Origin of the sequence: Epilithonimonas lactis (genome assembly GCF_900110605.1) — a bacterium.
Taxonomy (GTDB): Bacteria; Bacteroidota; Bacteroidia; order Flavobacteriales; family Weeksellaceae; genus Epilithonimonas; species Epilithonimonas lactis.
Genome location: NZ_FOFI01000001.1, coordinates 322955 through 339736, shown reverse-complemented (window position 1 = coordinate 339736; position 16782 = coordinate 322955). Strand labels below are relative to the sequence as shown.

General features: G+C 38.1%; 16 protein-coding genes. 14 read left to right on the top strand and 2 right to left on the bottom strand.

Going from position 1 to position 16782, the window contains the following annotated elements; all coding sequences use genetic code 11:
- The first annotated feature begins 104 nt into the window (after window positions 1–104).
- The 14 genes from BMW39_RS01615 (at window position 105) to hisIE (ending at window position 15295) form a co-directional block, all read left to right on the top strand.
- Window positions 105–2084, top strand: coding sequence for a KUP/HAK/KT family potassium transporter (locus BMW39_RS01615; RefSeq protein WP_034976698.1), 1980 nt, complete (start codon window positions 105–107; stop codon window positions 2082–2084).
- Between the two features lie 28 nt (window positions 2085–2112).
- Window positions 2113–2592 carry a Fur family transcriptional regulator gene (locus BMW39_RS01610; RefSeq protein ID WP_034976696.1) on the top strand — a complete coding sequence of 160 codons (480 nt, stop codon included), beginning with the start codon at window positions 2113–2115 and terminating at the stop codon, window positions 2590–2592.
- Window positions 2592–4337 carry an OstA-like protein gene (locus tag BMW39_RS01605; protein ID WP_034976694.1) on the top strand — a complete coding sequence of 582 codons (1746 nt, stop codon included), beginning with the start codon at window positions 2592–2594 and terminating at the stop codon, window positions 4335–4337. The genes BMW39_RS01610 and BMW39_RS01605 overlap by 1 nt, the downstream gene beginning before the upstream one ends.
- 539 nt (window positions 4338–4876) lie before the next feature.
- Complete coding sequence (locus BMW39_RS01600; RefSeq protein WP_034977819.1) at window positions 4877–6055, top strand: aspartate aminotransferase family protein; 1179 nt, start codon at window positions 4877–4879, stop codon at window positions 6053–6055.
- A 470-nt stretch (window positions 6056–6525) separates the two neighbouring features.
- Window positions 6526–6912 (top strand): START-like domain-containing protein, encoded by a 387-nt coding sequence (locus BMW39_RS01595; RefSeq protein ID WP_034970246.1) that lies wholly within the window; start codon window positions 6526–6528, stop codon window positions 6910–6912.
- A 49-nt stretch (window positions 6913–6961) separates the two neighbouring features.
- Entirely contained in the window at window positions 6962–7768 is an 807-nt protein-coding gene (locus BMW39_RS01590; protein WP_034976692.1) for an aminotransferase class IV, read from the top strand.
- 232 nt (window positions 7769–8000) lie between these two features.
- Window positions 8001–8858, top strand: coding sequence for an ATP phosphoribosyltransferase (gene hisG, locus BMW39_RS01585; protein ID WP_034977816.1), 858 nt, complete (start codon window positions 8001–8003; stop codon window positions 8856–8858).
- Window positions 8858–10150 (top strand): histidinol dehydrogenase, encoded by a 1293-nt coding sequence (gene hisD / locus BMW39_RS01580; RefSeq protein WP_034977813.1) that lies wholly within the window; start codon window positions 8858–8860, stop codon window positions 10148–10150. Before hisG ends, hisD begins: the two co-directional genes overlap by 1 nt.
- Entirely contained in the window at window positions 10140–11171 is a 1032-nt protein-coding gene (gene hisC, locus BMW39_RS01575) for a histidinol-phosphate transaminase (RefSeq protein WP_034976690.1), read from the top strand. Before hisD ends, hisC begins: the two co-directional genes overlap by 11 nt.
- A gap of 107 nt (window positions 11172–11278) precedes the next feature.
- A complete protein-coding gene (gene hisB / locus BMW39_RS01570) occupies window positions 11279–12412 on the top strand; it encodes a bifunctional histidinol-phosphatase/imidazoleglycerol-phosphate dehydratase HisB (protein WP_034976688.1) in 1134 nt (377 codons plus the stop codon).
- A gap of 72 nt (window positions 12413–12484) precedes the next feature.
- Window positions 12485–13066, top strand: coding sequence for an imidazole glycerol phosphate synthase subunit HisH (gene hisH, locus BMW39_RS01565; protein WP_034976686.1), 582 nt, complete (start codon window positions 12485–12487; stop codon window positions 13064–13066).
- Window positions 13067–13242: 176 nt separating this feature from the next.
- Window positions 13243–13959 (top strand): 1-(5-phosphoribosyl)-5-[(5-phosphoribosylamino)methylideneamino]imidazole-4-carboxamide isomerase, encoded by a 717-nt coding sequence (gene hisA, locus BMW39_RS01560; RefSeq protein ID WP_034976683.1) that lies wholly within the window; start codon window positions 13243–13245, stop codon window positions 13957–13959.
- Complete coding sequence (gene hisF / locus BMW39_RS01555; protein WP_034976681.1) at window positions 13959–14711, top strand: imidazole glycerol phosphate synthase subunit HisF; 753 nt, start codon at window positions 13959–13961, stop codon at window positions 14709–14711. The genes hisA and hisF overlap by 1 nt, the downstream gene beginning before the upstream one ends.
- Complete coding sequence (hisIE, locus tag BMW39_RS01550; RefSeq protein WP_034976680.1) at window positions 14708–15295, top strand: bifunctional phosphoribosyl-AMP cyclohydrolase/phosphoribosyl-ATP diphosphatase HisIE; 588 nt, start codon at window positions 14708–14710, stop codon at window positions 15293–15295. The genes hisF and hisIE overlap by 4 nt, the downstream gene beginning before the upstream one ends.
- Before the next feature lie 49 nt (window positions 15296–15344).
- Here the strand turns inward: hisIE and BMW39_RS01545 are convergent, their stop codons facing one another.
- Both BMW39_RS01545 and pdxH read right to left on the bottom strand, forming a co-directional pair.
- Window positions 15345–15926: an N-acetylmuramoyl-L-alanine amidase family protein gene (locus tag BMW39_RS01545; protein WP_245750435.1), complete on the bottom strand. Its 582-nt coding sequence runs from the start codon at window positions 15924–15926 to the stop codon at window positions 15345–15347.
- 89 nt (window positions 15927–16015) lie between these two features.
- Complete coding sequence (gene pdxH, locus BMW39_RS01540) at window positions 16016–16666, bottom strand: pyridoxamine 5'-phosphate oxidase (protein WP_034976677.1); 651 nt, start codon at window positions 16664–16666, stop codon at window positions 16016–16018.
- Window positions 16667–16782 lie beyond the last annotated feature (116 nt).

Below are 16782 nucleotides of genomic sequence, written 5' to 3'. Positions count from 1 at the left end.
ATTAATTACGAAAACTTCTCCAATATTACATTTTCACTAAAAAAATTTCTCAGACTATAAAATAATCTAAATTTGCAAAATTATTTTTCAATAATTCTTAAATTATGTCGCAAGATAGCAGTGGTCATTTTGACCTCAAAAAACTTTCCGCCGTTGGGATTTTAGTTTCATTAGGAATTGTTTTCGGAGACATCGGAACCTCGCCGTTGTACGTGATGAAAGCCATCATCAACGCTGGAAAATCCGGAGGCATCATCTCGGAAGAATACATCGAAGGTGCACTCTCGTGTATCATCTGGACACTGACTTTACAGACGACAATCAAATACGTTATCATCGCTTTGAAGGCCGATAACAAAGGCGAAGGTGGAATCTTATCGCTCTACTCTCTCGTAAAACGCTTCAAGAAAAAGTGGCTCTACATCGTGGCCATCATTGGTGCGGCAACATTGGTTGCAGACAGTATCATCACACCGTCGATGACGGTCATTTCTGCCATAGAAGGTCTAGAACTTGTGACGCATAAACCGCCTGTTGTTCCCATAACTCTAGTCATTTTGATTGTGATTTTTGTTGTTCAGCAATTTGGGACCAGTTTTATCGGGAAGTTCTTTGGACCTGTAATGGTGCTTTGGTTCTTGGTTTTGGGAGGTTTTGGACTTGTACAATTGATAGAACATCCAATGGTTTTGAAAGCCTTCAATCCTTATTACGGACTTAAATTAATCTATAATTCGCCAAGTGCCATCGTCATTTTAGGAGCCGTTTTCCTTTGTACGACAGGAGCAGAAGCTTTGTACTCTGACCTTGGACATTGCGGTATCAAAAACATCCAGGCCAGTTGGATTTTCGTCAAAGCAATGTTGATTCTTAATTACCTTGGTCAAGGTGCTTGGTTATTAAGCAATTACCACGAGGTTTTTGCAGGCAAGAATCCATTCTTTGGAATTATGCCGGAATGGTTTATTATTCCAGGAGTTGTTCTCGCGACCGCTGCGGCAATCATTGCTAGTCAGGCCGTTATCACAGGTGCTTTCACAATGTTCTCGGAAGCAATGTCACTCAACTTCTGGCCAAATCAGGAAATCGAATATCCTTCTGGAATCAAAGGTCAAATGTACATCCCGAAAATCAACTGGGGACTTTTATTGCTTTGTTTCATCGTAGTAATTTACTTCAAAGAGTCGGGGAAAATGGAAGCGGCTTATGGTCTTTCCATTACTGTCACGATGTTGATGACAACCATTCTTCTCATTTTCTGGTTCCTTAAAACAAGAACCAATAAAATCTGGATTGCGCTTTTTGCTTTAATTTATATTGTCATTGAAGGTGGATTTTTCAGTGCCAACATCATCAAATTCTTTGACGGCGGTTGGATGTCTGTTCTACTGGCCGGATTCATCGGAATCTGTATGTACGCTTGGTACAACGGAAGAATCATCAAAACCACTTTCATCAAATTTGTGAAACTTGAGAAATATATCTCAACCATAAAAGATATGAAACTGGATGAAACGATTCCAAAATATGCGACCAATCTGGCGTTCATCAGCCGTGCGAAAAGAGATGACGAAGTGGAATCAAAGATCATCTACTCCATTATCAGAGCGCAACCTAAGAGAGCAGACCATTATTTCATTCTAAACATCGTCAACCAAGAAGATCCATACAGCTTCAAATATAATGTGGAGGAAATCCTACCTGGAACAATTTATAAAATCAGTTTCTTACTCGGTTTCAAAAGAGACAGAAGGATCAACGACTATTTCCAGCAAGTTTTGGCAGAGATGATGGAAGAAGGAACGATTCCATCCAGAAGCTCGCATCCGTCACTCAGAACGCATAACATTCCACCGGATCTCAAATTTGTCATTATCGATAATGTTTACATCAATGACTTCTTATTGACGATCCGTGATAAAATTATTCTTAATATCTATAATTTTGTGAAGAAACTTGGAAGCAACGATTTCACGGCTTATGGTGTTGCAAGTCACAATGTGGTTGTAGAATCTGCGCCACTACTCGACCAGAAAATCAAAACAGAGAAGATAGAAAGAGTCGAAGGCAAGCATTTTGATTAATCACAAAAAAAATCGCTAATTTTGTAAGATGGATACGAAACAAAAAGAGTTGAATATCGCAACTATAAAAGATGTTCTAAGACAATACCTTATGGATAAAGGCTTCCGCAACACGCCGGAGCGTTATACCATTTTGGAAGAGATCTACAATATGGAACATCACTTCAACGTGGACGATCTTTATCTTCTGATGATGCAGAAAAAATACCACGTGAGCAAAGCCACGATCTACAATACGATCGAGATTTTCCTTGATGCAGGATTGATCAGAAAGCACCAATTCGGAGAGAAAACATTGAGTACATCGTCTTACGAAAAATCATATTTCGATAAGCAGCACGATCATTTGGTGATCTACAAAGAAGATTCTGACAAAGAAATTGCAGAGATCATAGAATTTTGCGACCCAAGGATCCAAGGGATCAAAGACTCGATTGAAAAAGCATTTGGTGTCAGTATTGATACGCATTCGTTGTACTTCTACGGACATAAGAAGTCTGAAAATTAATGAAGATAACCTTTCTTTTAATATTACTTTTAGTTGTTGTAAGAATCTTTTCGCAAGTGGCGCCAACCCAAAATACAGGTCTGGTCAAAGATCCTTTTTTCAACAATCCAAAACCAAATACGGAAGCTTCCAAGAAAGTTCAACATAAACATTCTGATGTTTTTGGTATCAAACAAGACAAGTATGAGGGAAATCCTGTTTTCTCCGGCAACGTTGTGTTTGAACATCAAGGCTCTGTACTTACAGCTGACGAGGTCGTTCTTTATCAAAAAGAAAACTTTCTGAAAGCCATCGGAAACGTCGTCCTGACTACGGCGGACGGTAACCGGATCACAGCAGAAGAAATGGAATATGACGGCAATACTGAACGTGGAATTGCCAGACGAAACGTGGTCCTCACCGACCCGAAACAGACCATCAAAACAGAAACGCTTTATTACGACAAGATTCCGAATACCGCCTACTTCAACACTGGCGGAACGATCTACAGTAACGATGGAAGCGTAATGTACACCAAGGCGGCAACGTATTATCTCAACACCAAGATGATCGATTTCATTGGTCGTTCCAACATCGAAACCGATAAATACACTATTGTAAGCGATAATATCAAAACCAATCAGACAACAGGCATATCCGACTTCTTTGGACCAACAACCATCAGAGCTAAGGAGAATCCAAGAAATTACGTCTACACAGAATTGGGAACGCACAATTCCAAAACCGGAGAATCTTTCCTTAACAAGAATTCAAGAATACATTACAACGACAAGATCCTGACCGGAGACAAACTCTACTTCAACAGAAACACAGGTTTTGGAAAAGGAAACGGCAACGTGACCTTGGACGACCCACAACAAAAACGTTTCATCAAAGGCGGCTATGGCGAGATCTACGAGAAAAAAGATTCTGCGATGGTAACGGACAAACCTTACGCTGTCAAGATCCTTAGCAAAGATTCTGTCTACATTTCCGCAGAAAAATTCCTGACCTATCAGCGTCCGGATTCCGTAAACAAGCTTAAGAAAAAAAGCTTCTTGAGAGCGTTCAAAAAAGTTAGGATTTTCAAAACCAATATGCAAGGCCGTTCCGATTCATTAAGTTTCAATGAGACCGACGGCGAGATGCACCTGATCAGAAAACCGATCCTTTGGATGGGCGTGAAACAGGTCACTGGCGATGAGATCCGCGTATACAGCAATCCAGAAAAAGAGATCACAGATTCCATCCGGGTTTTAGGAAATGCCTTCGCGATCAGCAAAGTGGATTCACTGAATATGAAAGACGAATTCCATCAGATCAAAAGCAAAAATATGATCGTCTACCTGAAGGACAACGCCATCGACATTGCAAAAGCGGTCGGCAATGCCCAAGCCATCAATTATGCCGATGACGAAAATCAAAAGACACACGAGATCACGAGAATTGGTGTCGCCTTGTCCACTTGTGGCGAGATTGCAGCGCAGTTTTTGGAGCGTCGTTTGGAAGTTGTGGATTGTAATATCGGTGCCAATACGGACACCTATCCGATGAGTTTGATTTCAAAAGAACAGCGGTTTTTCAAGGATTTCAATTGGAATACCAAAGACCGACCACAAAAGTGGCGAGACATCTTCCTGGACACACCAAACTATCCGGAAACCGTTTATCAATCGGACAATTCTCTTTTCGAACGAGCAGATGCCGAACGCAAAAAACTCGAAGAAAAGAACAAACCAAAGACACCTATTCGGGTGAAGAAGTAAAAACATCTATGACATTGAGCGGAGTCGAAATGTGGGCGCCTTTATCCGCCTTCTACTCCCGCTATTTTTTGCCATTGCTTTTCCAGCCACAAAAAAATGAGCTCCGTTCAAAACTAACGAAGTGGTTCATCGATTCAAATAAAAAAAATCTAAACTTGAGATAAGTCGGGGCGCGCTTCGCCAAGATTGAAACTTTTGTCGATACTTTCACGAAAAAACTAATAAATTCCCGAACTTTGCGGGAATTTATTAGTTACAATAATTTTTTAATTCATTGCTCTTTAATTCATCAAATGCACAATCTAAATTCAAAAATAATTTTAAAGTCTTTTTTAGGAAAAACAAAGACAACTAAAAATTGTAATGATGATGAAAACTATTGGATTTTAGTTGGAGAAACAGGAAAAATTATTGAAATTGAAGAAACAAAACTATTGATTCTGTTCGACAAGAATTTAGATTCTTTAGGTCTTATCAATCACAATCCTATAAAAAGTTCTTTATGGATTTCAAAATCTGATGTAGAAATGATTACAAATATGAACCAAGATTTTTTCAAATACCAAGCCCAGACAACACCTTACGCCGCAGGTTTCGAAGTGGAAAAAGCAGAAGGCAGCTACATCTACGGCAAAAACGGAAAAGCCTATTTGGATTTTGTAGCCGGTGTATCAGCAAACACGTTGGGACATTCTCATCCAAAAGTTGTGAATGCTATCAAGGAACAAGCGGATAAATATCTGCACGTGATGGTTTACGGCGAATATGCGCAGGAAAAACCAGTCGAGCTTTGCAAACTTTTGGCAGAAGCGACGCCTGAACCTTTGGAAGTAACCTATCTCGTCAATTCAGGCGCAGAAGCTATTGATGGAAGTTTGAAATTAGCAAAACGTTACACGGGAAGAGAGGAAATTATCGCTTTCAAAGAAGCCTATCACGGGAACACACACGGCGCACTTTCTGTTGCCGGAAATGAAGTCCATAAAAGAGAATTTCGTCCGTTGTTGCCAATGGTCAATTTCATCGAGTTCAATAACGAGAATGATTTTAATAAAATCACGGAGAAAACAGCTTGTGTGATTGTAGAAACCATCCAAGGTGCTGCGGGGTTTATAATGCCGAAAGACAATTATTTCATCCAGCTGAAAAAACGTTGTGAGGAAGTTGGTGCGTTGTTGATTCTTGATGAGATTCAGCCGGGTTTTGGACGGACGGGAAAACTGTTTGCTTTTGAGCATTTTGGGATTGTTCCGGATATTCTTGTAATGGGAAAAGGAATGGGCGGTGGCGTTCCTGTTGGCGCTTTTATGAGTTCTAAAGAAATTATGTCCAGTCTTTCACATTCGCCGAAGTTGGGACACATTACGACTTTTGGAGGAAATCCGTTGATTGCAGCTGCTTCTCTTGCAACGTTGAAAGAGGTTTTGGAAAGCGGATTGATGGAAGAAACTGATAAAAAAGAAAAACTCTTCCGTGAATTGCTCGTTCATCCAAAAATTAAGAATGTGAATGGAAAAGGTTTGATGTTGGCTGTAAATCTTGGAAGTCCGGAATACACTTTGAAAGTTGCTTCGAGATGTATGGAAAAAGGACTGATTGTCTTCTGGCAACTTTACAGAAATGAATATATGCGAATTTCGCCGCCGTTGACCATCTCGGAAGAAGAAATCCGAAAAGGTTGTGCGATTATTCTGGAAGCTTTGAATGAAGTGGAATAGTTTTTAAACACAAAGCACACTAAGATTTTTTTAACAATCAAATGTTTAAAGTTCACAAAGGCGCTATGCTTAGAAAAGAATTTTAATATACTTTGTCATTCCGTAGTAAACCTAATGAACTGGTTAGACTAAGGCAATCTGAACTTCACTGTTGAGATTCCTACGGAATGACAAAATTATGTTTTTAGGACAAAGTTTGATTTACCGGCGAATCTGCAGCCCGACTTGAGCGGAAATCCTTTTTTGCTTGTACTCAAGTTCAACTTAACTGAAATGGTCTGCAAAAAAGATTGGGAGCGGAAGGCGGATAAAGCTGCCCCAATAATCGATGAATTGTAGGTTTTTCGAATCGTAGAAATCAGCTAATAAAAATCATACATTATTTCTATAAAAATTTTGAATTTCCATAGACATTTTGATTTGGAAATAAAAAATTAATTTATATATTGCGCCACAATTAGAATTTGAATATGGCGAAAACGAAAGTGCAGTACGAATACAATATGCATTGTCTCTCAGAGATTTTGTACGAGTATTTGGCGAGTGCAGAAGGATTATCAGAATGGTTTGCGGAAGATGTGGTGGAGCGTGGAGACGATTTTTTCTTCAGCTGGGGAAGTGGTCCTGCTGAAAAGGCGACACTTATCAGATATAAGCCGGAAAGTTTCGTGCGTTTCCGTTGGGAAGAGGACGAAGGTTCCAAATATTTCTTCGAACTTTCTATTGTCATAGACGAGATTACAGATGACCTTTCTCTTAACATCACCGACTTTTGTGAGCCTGGCGATGAAGAGGAAAACAGACTCTATTGGGAAAATCTGATAGAAAATCTACAGTTAAAATTAGGAGCTTCTTAAAAATAATGGATGAACGATTTTATCGTTCATTATTTTTTTATACCATACAATGCAGAAGATAATTTACACACAAGACAATTTACAATTACTGAATCGTTCTTTTCTTTTTGGAGATTCGGTTTGGGTTTCATTTTTCATCAGAAACGGCCAAGTCATTATGGCGGAGGAATCTTACTTCTTCCTAATGGCTTCGATGAGGAAGATGAGATTGAACATTCCTTTGACTTACACGTTGGAATTTTTCCAGGAACTTTTACAGAACGAAGTTTTATCGAAAGGCGTTCAGAACGGAATCGTCCAGTTGATGGCTTACAGAAAACAGGACGAAAAACCTTTGGCAAAATCGGAAACGGCGTTCTTTTTTGAAGTGGACGAGACGGAAGATGTGTTGAGAATCCAAGGCAATGTGGAATTAGATTTGATTAAGGAAATCAATGTGAATGCTAATCTTTTGAGTAATATTCGCGTTCATTCTCCGGAAAATATCTACGCTCAGATTTACGCCAAAGAAAATGACTTGGACGATGTGATTCTCCTTAATCCAAACAAAAAAATCGCCAGAAGTATCTTTGGAAATCTTTTGTTTTTGCAGGATAACGTGATTAAAATCCCGAAACAAACCGAAGGCGCATACATTTCGCCACTAATGGAAAACTTCGTCACTTTCGTTCATAAAAATAAACTGGCTGAAATCGAAGAAGCGGAAATCATTGCTTTCGAATCTCAAAAAGCAGAAGAGATTTTAAGAATTTCGGATGAAAAAGGTGTTCATTCGGTTTCCAAAATCAGGAACAAAACCTTTGAAAACACACGGTTTTCTGAGATGGTCCAGAAGTGGGCCGAGAATTTTATTTAGTTAATTTTCCAGAAAAGTTAGATTTTATTAAAATAAGTTCTATACATTTGCTTCATTAAAATATCAAAATGACTACACAATTTATGCATCATCATCACCATTTCCTCGCACAGACGGGAAGGTAGTGATATGTCATAACTTCTAAAAATATAAACCGTCTGAGTAATCAGTCGGTTTTTTTTTATTCCAAAAATTCTCCTGTCGTTTACTCGGACCTATGTCAAAATCTAAAATGAGTAAACTGAAATTAGCCTTACAAAAAAGCGGACGACTGAGCGAAAAGTCCCTCAAACTCCTCGAAGAATGTGGAATCAAAATCTCCAACGGCAACAGAAAACTGAAAGCCGTTTCTTCCAACTTTCCATTGGAAATCCTTTTCCTTCGCGACGATGATATTCCGCAATACGTGGAGCAAGGCGTTGCCGATATTGGAATCCTTGGTCTGAATGAAGTTCTGGAACAGAAAAAACAAATCAGAACCATTCAGAAATTGGGATTTGCCCAATGCAGATTGTCTTTGGCAATTCCGAAAGAAGAAAATTATGATGGAATCCAATATTTTGAAGGTAAAAAAATTGCAACGTCTTATCCTGAGATTCTTTCGAATTATTTCCAAGAGAAAAACATCAACGCACAAATTGAAAAAATTGGTGGAAGCGTAGAAATCGCGCCTGGAATTGGACTTTCCGATGCTATTTTCGATATCATCAGCACAGGTTCAACTTTGTTGACAAATGGTTTGAAAGAAGTTGAAACGGTTGTAGAAAGTGAAGCAGTTTTGGTTTCCAATTCTAATTTATCAGAAGATAAAAAAGACATTCTCAAAAAACTATTATTCCGAATCAACGCTGTAAAAGAAGCTTCTGAAAGCAAATATATTCTTTTGAATGCTCCCAATGAAAACTTGGAAAAAATCATTAACATTTTACCTGGAATGAAATCTCCTACTATTCTTCCATTGGCGGAAAGCGGTTGGTCATCAATCCATTCAGTGATTAAAGAAGACCAATTTTGGGAAGTGATAGAGAAGTTGAAGAATGAAGGTGCGCAGGGAATTTTAGTTTTGGAAATAGAAAAAATGATATTATGATGAAGCAGTACAAATATCCAAATATCAAAGACTGGAAATCACTTTGCGAAAGACCTTTACAGAATCAAGAAAACCTTTCTGAGCAAGTAAAATCTATTTTTGATGAAGTGAAAATTAGCGGTGATAAAGCATTAAAGTTGTACACTGAAAAATTTGATGGCGTTGCTTTAAGTAGTTTAAAAGTTTCAGAAATAGAAATTGAAGAAGCTAAAAATTTAGTTTCTGATGATTTAAAATCTGCTATAAAAATTGCGTCTGAAAATATCAGAAAATTTCACGCATCTCAACAAGAAGAGAAAAAAATCATTGAAACAACGGAAGGCGTTTTTTGCTGGCGAGAAAGCCGGGCGATTGAAAATATTGGAATTTATATTCCTGGAGGAACCGCGCCTTTATTTTCTACGGTTTTGATGCTGGGAATTCCGGCCAACATCGCAGGTTGTAAAAATATTGCGCTTTGTTCGCCACCGGATAAAGATGGAAAAATCAATCCCGCGATTCTATTTACAGCTGATTTAGTTGGAATTAAAAATATTTTCAAAGTTGGCGGAAGTCAAGCGATTGCAGGTTTGACGTTTGGAACAGAAACGCTTCCGAAAGTTGATAAAATCTTCGGGCCTGGAAATCAATACGTAACTTTTGCGAAACAATTGGCGCTCAATTATAATATGGCCATCGACATTCCAGCTGGTCCAAGTGAAGTTTTGGTCATTGCTGATGAAAGTTCGATTCCAGAATTTGTAGCGTCGGATTTATTATCACAAGCGGAACACGGAACGGATTCTCAAGTGATTCTGCTGAGTAATTCTGAGACAATTATAAATGAAATTAATATCGAAATCGAAAGACAACTCAAAGAATTACCGCGTCACGAAATTGCTAAAATCGCATTACAAAATAGCAAATCAATTTTGTCGAATTCTATTGATGAAGCCATTGATTTTTCTAATTTTTATGCGCCGGAGCATTTGATTTTGTCAATCGAAAATGCTGAAAATTTCACTGATAAAATTACAAATGCAGGTTCTGTTTTCTTAGGAAACTACAGTCCGGAAAGTGCTGGCGATTACGCTTCCGGAACCAATCACACTTTGCCTACAAACGGTTTTGCGAAAAATTATAGTGGCGTTTCTCTGGATAGTTTTGTGAAAAAAATCACATTCCAAAATATCACAAAAAATGGAATTCAAAACATCGGAAAAAACATCGAATTAATGGCGGAAGCCGAAGAATTGATGGCTCACAAAAATGCAGTTTCTGTCAGATTAAAATATTTAGAAAATGAAAATTGATATTCAAAAATTGGTCAGAAAAAATATTCTGAATCTCAAACCTTATTCTTCCGCAAGAGACGAGTTCGAAGGTGAGAATGGGATTTTTCTTGATGCAAATGAAAATCCTTTTGGAGAATTGAACCGTTATCCTGACCCTTATCAACGGAAAATCAAGCAAAAATTGAGTGCAATTAATCAGATTTCTGCTGACAATATTTTCTTAGGAAACGGAAGCGATGAAGTGATTGATTTGGCTTTCAGGATATTTTGTGAGCCTAGAAAAGATAAGGTTTTGACGTTTTCGCCAACTTATGGAATGTACGATGTTTCGGCCAACATCAATAATGTAGAACTAATCAATCTGGATTTAAATGAAGATTTTCAAATTGATTTGGAGACTTTGAAACCGTATTTAAAAGACGAAAATCTTAAAATTATTTTCATTTGTTCGCCAAATAATCCGACAGGAAATTCAATCAAAAATATAGAATACATTCTGGAAAATTTCAACGGAATTATCTTTATTGATGAAGCTTACATTGATTTCAGTCCGAAAGAAAGTTTCAGAAATCAAATCAAAAATTATGAAAATCTCATCGTCAGTCAGACTTTCAGCAAAGCTTGGGGAATGGCTTCTGTTCGGGTTGGAATTGCTTATGCTTCCGAGGAAATTATCAAATTTTATAATAAGACAAAACCGCCATACAACATCAGTCAGCTTAATCAAAATGCAGTTCTTGAGACTTTAAATGATGAAAATATCAAACTCGTTCAAGAAAATATCAAACTGATTTTGAATGAAAAAAAACTTTTAATTGAAAGTTTACTACAACTAAAATTGGTTAAGAAAATATTTCCCACAGACGCTAATTTTATTTTAATAGAAGTTGAAAATGCAGATTGGATTTACCAAAAATTAGTGGATGAAAATGTGATTGTCAGAAACCGAAATTCAGTCATCAAAAATTGCTTGAGAATCACCGTTGGTTCTCCGGAAGAGAATTTGAAATTAATAGAAACGCTCCAAAATTTGAATTAGAAATCACTTCGACAAGCTCAGTGTGATAGATATTAATATAAGAAATGTAACCCAATTGTCAGGCTGAGGCTCTCGAAGCCATATAAAAATAAAAAGTCCAAAAAAAAATGAAAAAACTACTATTCATAGACCGCGACGGCACTTTGGTTCTCGAACCCGAAGATTATCAGGTTGATTCTTTTCAAAAGCTGAAATTCTATCCGCAAGTTTTCACTTACCTTTCAAAAATCGTGAGCGAATTGGATTACGAATTGGTGATGGTGACCAATCAGGACGGTTTGGGAACGGATTCCCATCCGGAAGAAAACTTTTGGACCATTCAGAATTTTATCATTGAAGCATTTGAAAGTCAAGACATCGAGTTCGAAGATATTTTCATTGATAAAACTTTCGCCAAAGACAACGCGCCAACCAGAAAACCAAACACCGGTTTACTGACGAAATATTTTGATAAAGAAACTTACGACCTAGAAAATTCCTTCATCATCGGCGACAGAATCACAGATGTGAAGCTGGCAAAAAACCTCAATTCAAAAGCTATTTTCATTAATACCGATGAAAATCTTGGCGCAGATGAGATTTTAGAAAATGATGAACTCGAAGATGTTATTGGTTTAAAAACAACATCCTGGAAAGAAATCTACGAATTCCTGAAACTCGAAAACAGAACTTCCGAAATCATCAGAAACACCAATGAAACCAAAATCAAAATCAACCTAAACCTTGATGGAACCGGAAAATCCAATATCGAAACTGGAATTCCTTTTTTCAATCATATGCTCGACCAGATTGCCAAACACGGTCAGATGGATTTGGATATCAAAGTCGTTGGCGATTTGGAAGTGGACGAACATCACACAATTGAAGACACTGGAATTGCCCTCGGAGAAGCATTTTACCAAGCTTTAGGAAACAAATTGGGAATCGAGCGTTACGCTTTCGTCTTACCAATGGACGAATGTCTGGCGCAGGTAGCATTGGATTTCGGGGGCCGAAATTGGATTGTTTGGGATGCGGATTTCAAACGCGAAATGATTGGAAAAATGCCGACTGAAATGTTCTTCCATTTCTTCAAATCCTTCTCCGATTCGGCAAAGGCAAATCTCAACATCAAAGCGGAAGGCGACAACGAGCACCACAAGATAGAATCGATTTTCAAAGCCTTCGCAAAATGCCTGAAATCCGCTGTAAAACGCGACCCAGACAAAATGATTTTACCATCAACAAAAGGAATGTTGTAAGAGACAATTAGACAATAGACGGATAGATGATAGACTTTGAATCTTGAATCTATCATCTAAAAAATAAAAATAATGAATACAGTTATTATAGATTACAAAGCCGGAAACGTCCAAAGTCTACTGTTTGCAATAGAAAGGCTGGGTTTTTCGGCGAAGATTACGAGCAATCCAGACGAAATTTCTAATGCCGACAAAGTCATTTTCCCAGGCGTTGGCGAAGCGTCTTTTGCGATGAATTCTTTGCGGGAAACCCATCTGGATTCGCTGATTCCGGAGCTCAGACAGCCACTTTTGGGGATTTGTCTCGGGATGCAGTTGCTTTGCAAAGATTCGGAAGAAGGCGATACGAAAGCTTTGCGAATCTTCGATGTTTCGGTCAGAAAATTTCCGGATTCGGTTTTGGTTCCGCAGATTGGCTGGAATCAGATTTATGATTTGAAATCTGATTTATTCAAAGGAATTCCAGAGCAAACTTACACGTATCTCGTTCACAGTTACTACGTTGCGAAAAACGAACACACGATTTCGACCACAGATTATTCCGAAGCGTACAGCACGGCTTTGCAAAAAGACAACTTTTTCGGCGTCCAGTTTCATCCCGAGAAAAGCGGAATTTTGGGAAGCAAAATATTAGAGAACTTTTTAAAATTATAAAAATTAACTACGTCGAACCAATTCGTTAGGTTTGGGCGCCTTTATCCGTCCTCCACTCCCGCTTTTTTGTGCCAAGGCTTTTCCAAGGCTTACAAAAAGAGCTCCGTTCAGGCCGGGGCGCGCTTCGCAAAAATCAAAGTTTTCCCAATCAATCGAACATTAAAATAAAATAGAAAATGAGAATAATCCCAGCAATAGACATCATCAACGGCGAATGCGTCCGGCTTTCCAAAGGCGATTACAACCAAAAAACGATTTATAATTCCAATGTTTTGGACGTTGCCAAAAACTTCGAAAACAACGGCATCCAGTTTCTGCATTTGGTCGATTTGGACGGCGCAAAACAAAATCAAATCATCAATTATAAAATCTTAGAACAAATCTCAAAAGAAACCAATTTAATCATAGATTTCGGAGGCGGTTTGAAATCCGAAAACGACATTGAAATCGCTTTCGAAAGTGGCGCAACTCAAGTCACGCTTGGAAGTGTCGCTGTAAAAAATCCGGAATTATTTCAAGCAAGTTTTGAAAAATATGGTTCAGAAAAAATCATTTTAGGCGCAGATGCTAGGAAAGAAAAAATCGTAGTTTCCGGTTGGCTGGAAGAAAGTGAAAAGAACATTTATGATTTCATCAGAGAAAAAACAGAATCCGGAATCGAGTACGTCATCTCCACAGACATCGATAAAGATGGAATGTTGGAAGGTCCATCTTTCGAATTGTATCAAAACATAATTTCGAAGAATCCTGAAATCAAATTAATCGCTTCAGGTGGAATTACTTCTACTAACGATTTAGTTCAATTAAAGTCATTAGGTTGTGAAGGCGCAATCATCGGGAAAGCCTTGTATGAAAACAGAATCACGTTCAACGATTTAAAACCATTTCTGTAATGTTAGCAAAAAGAATCATTCCGTGTCTCGATATCAAGAACGGGGAAACTGTAAAAGGTGTCAATTTTTTGGATTTAAAAGAAGTCGGAAATCCCGTAGAAATGGCCATCAAATATTCTGAACAAGGTGCGGACGAATTGGTTTTTCTGGATATTTCTGCAACGGATGAACGCAGGAAAACTTTAATTCCATTAGTGAAAGAAATTGCAAGAAATATCAATATCCCGTTTACAGTTGGCGGTGGAATCAACGCTTTGGAAAATGTGGAGGAACTTCTGAAAAATGGTGCGGACAAAATCACCATAAATTCTGCATCATTATCGAATCCAAATTTGATAAGTGAAGTCGCCAAACGGTTTGGCTCACAATGTATGGTTTTGGCGATTGACACCAAATTCGTTGGAAATCAACACAAAGTTTTCAGCAACGGCGGAAAAGTCGAAACTGATAAAGAATTGTTTTCCTGGGCAAAAGAAGTCGAAAATCTAGGAGCCGGAGAAATCCTCTTAACGTCGATGAACACGGACGGAACCAAAGCTGGATTCGCGATTGAAATTACCAAAACGCTTTCGGAATTAATCAATATTCCGGTGATTGCTTCCGGAGGAGCGGGAACAATGCAACATTTTGAAGAGGTTTTCACGGAAACCAAGGTAACCGGAGCTTTGGCCGCGAGTATTTTTCACTTCAACGAAATCGGAATTCCGGAACTTAAAAATTATTTAAAATCTAAAAATCTACCCATACGTTGACTATAAAATTTGACAACAATACACACTTGGTTCCCGTCATCATTCAGGATTATCTCAATCTGAAAGTTCTGATGCTCGGTTATATGAATCAGGAAGCTTTTGATAAAACTTTGCAGGAAAAGAAAGTCACTTTTTTCTCCCGTTCAAAGAACAGACTTTGGACAAAGGGCGAAACTTCAGGGAATTTCCTTGAATTAGTCGACTGGAAAATCGACTGCGACCAAGACACGATTCTCATCAAAGCAAAACCGCTCGGACCAACTTGTCACAACGGAACGACGACTTGTTTTGCTGAGGAAACCGGCAAAGGATTTTTATACGAATTACAACAAACGATTTCAGATAAAATTGATAACAATGATGAAAGTTCTTACACCAATGAACTTTACAAAAGAGGCATCAACAAAGTCGCGCAAAAAGTGGGCGAAGAAGCTGTGGAACTCGTGATTGAAGCGAAGGATGACAACAATGATTTATTCCTAAATGAAGCGGCAGATTTAATGTATCACTACCTGATTTTGCTGAAAGCGAAAGGTTTTACTTTGGAAGATGTGGAGCAGATTTTGAAAGCAAGAAGCAAATAAAAAAACCAGCAATTGCTGGTTTTCCTGTATGTTAAATTTCTGAATCGAATTAATTCTCATCGATAAATTTCAATATTTTCTCTGCTGTTTCGGTTTGTCCTTTTTCGCTTCCGAGATACTCTCTTTCTTGTGGATTGTTCATAAATCCTAATTCCAATAAGATGGTTGGCACTTTGGATTCTCTTAAAATATGAAGGTTGCCTGTTCTAATTTTTGTAGCCTGGAACTTTTCTGAAAACTTGTTTGCCAGCTTTTTTGAAACGTCATTTTCCTGCACAAAAACCTCCATTCCTTTACTTTCTGTGCTTGTTCTTGGTGAATTATTGACGTGCAAAGAAATCGTGTAATCAGGTTTCAATTCATTGATTTTGCCTGTTCTTTGCTCCAATGATGGATAGCTGTCATCTTCTCTGGTCAATATGATTTCGAGATTTTGATTTTGGTTGAGGGCTTTGATTTTCTTAGCAACATTCAGGACAATCTCTTTCTCCGAAAAGCCTTCTCTGGTCGCGCCCAAATCGGTGCCGCCGTGACCAGCATCTATGACCACGACTTTCTTCTCTTTCGAAAAACTGAATGATAATAAAACGCCAAGCGCGACAACGCTGATGATTCTCAGTAAATTTTTCATAATTGATTTGTTTTTAAATGGTTAATGAAAACAAATAACGAAAAATTTAATCAAAATCTATGTTAACAATCTTATAAAAAATGTTAAGATTACGGCGCTAATCTTGAGATTTTCCAATCGATGTTATCTTCCAAAGTGTAGATAATTCTATCGTGAAGGCGGTTTGGACGACCTTGCCAAAATTCGATTTCGTAGGGTTTTGCGATGTAGCCGCCCCAGTTTTGTGGTCTTGGAACTTCTTTGTTTTCGAATTCTTTTTCGAGGTCTTTTAATTTATTTTCTAGGAAATCACGATTGGGAATTTCTTGACTTTGGGGAGAAACTGCAGCGCCTAATTGGCTTCCTTTTGGTCTTGAATGAAAATAGCCGTCGCTGAGATTCTCTGCAATTCTCTCTACATTGGCTTTGATGATGATTTGTCTCTCCAGACTTGGCCAGAAAAAATGCAGACAAGCTTTGTGCGTGTTCTCAATAGATTTTCCTTTTCGGCTTTCGTAGTTGGTGTAGAAGATGAAGCCTTCCCAATTGTAGGATTTCAGGAGAACCATTCTTGTTCTGGGACAACCGTCTTCTTCCACGGTGGAGATGGCCATTGCGTTGGATTCTGAGACTTCGGGATTATTTTCTGCATCCAAGAACCAGTCGCGAAATTGCTCGATTGGGTTTTCTTTTATCTCAGTTTCTACAAGTTGGGATTTTTCGTAGATTCTTCTTTTATCGTGGAGGTTTTCGCTGTTCATTTTCTTTCGAATTCTAAATTTCTAAAGGCAAAGTTCGTTAAGATTTTTTATATAATTTGAATTAATTTCGGGATAAGGATAATAAATAGTTGATTTAAAAACTATTTGTAGGGTTT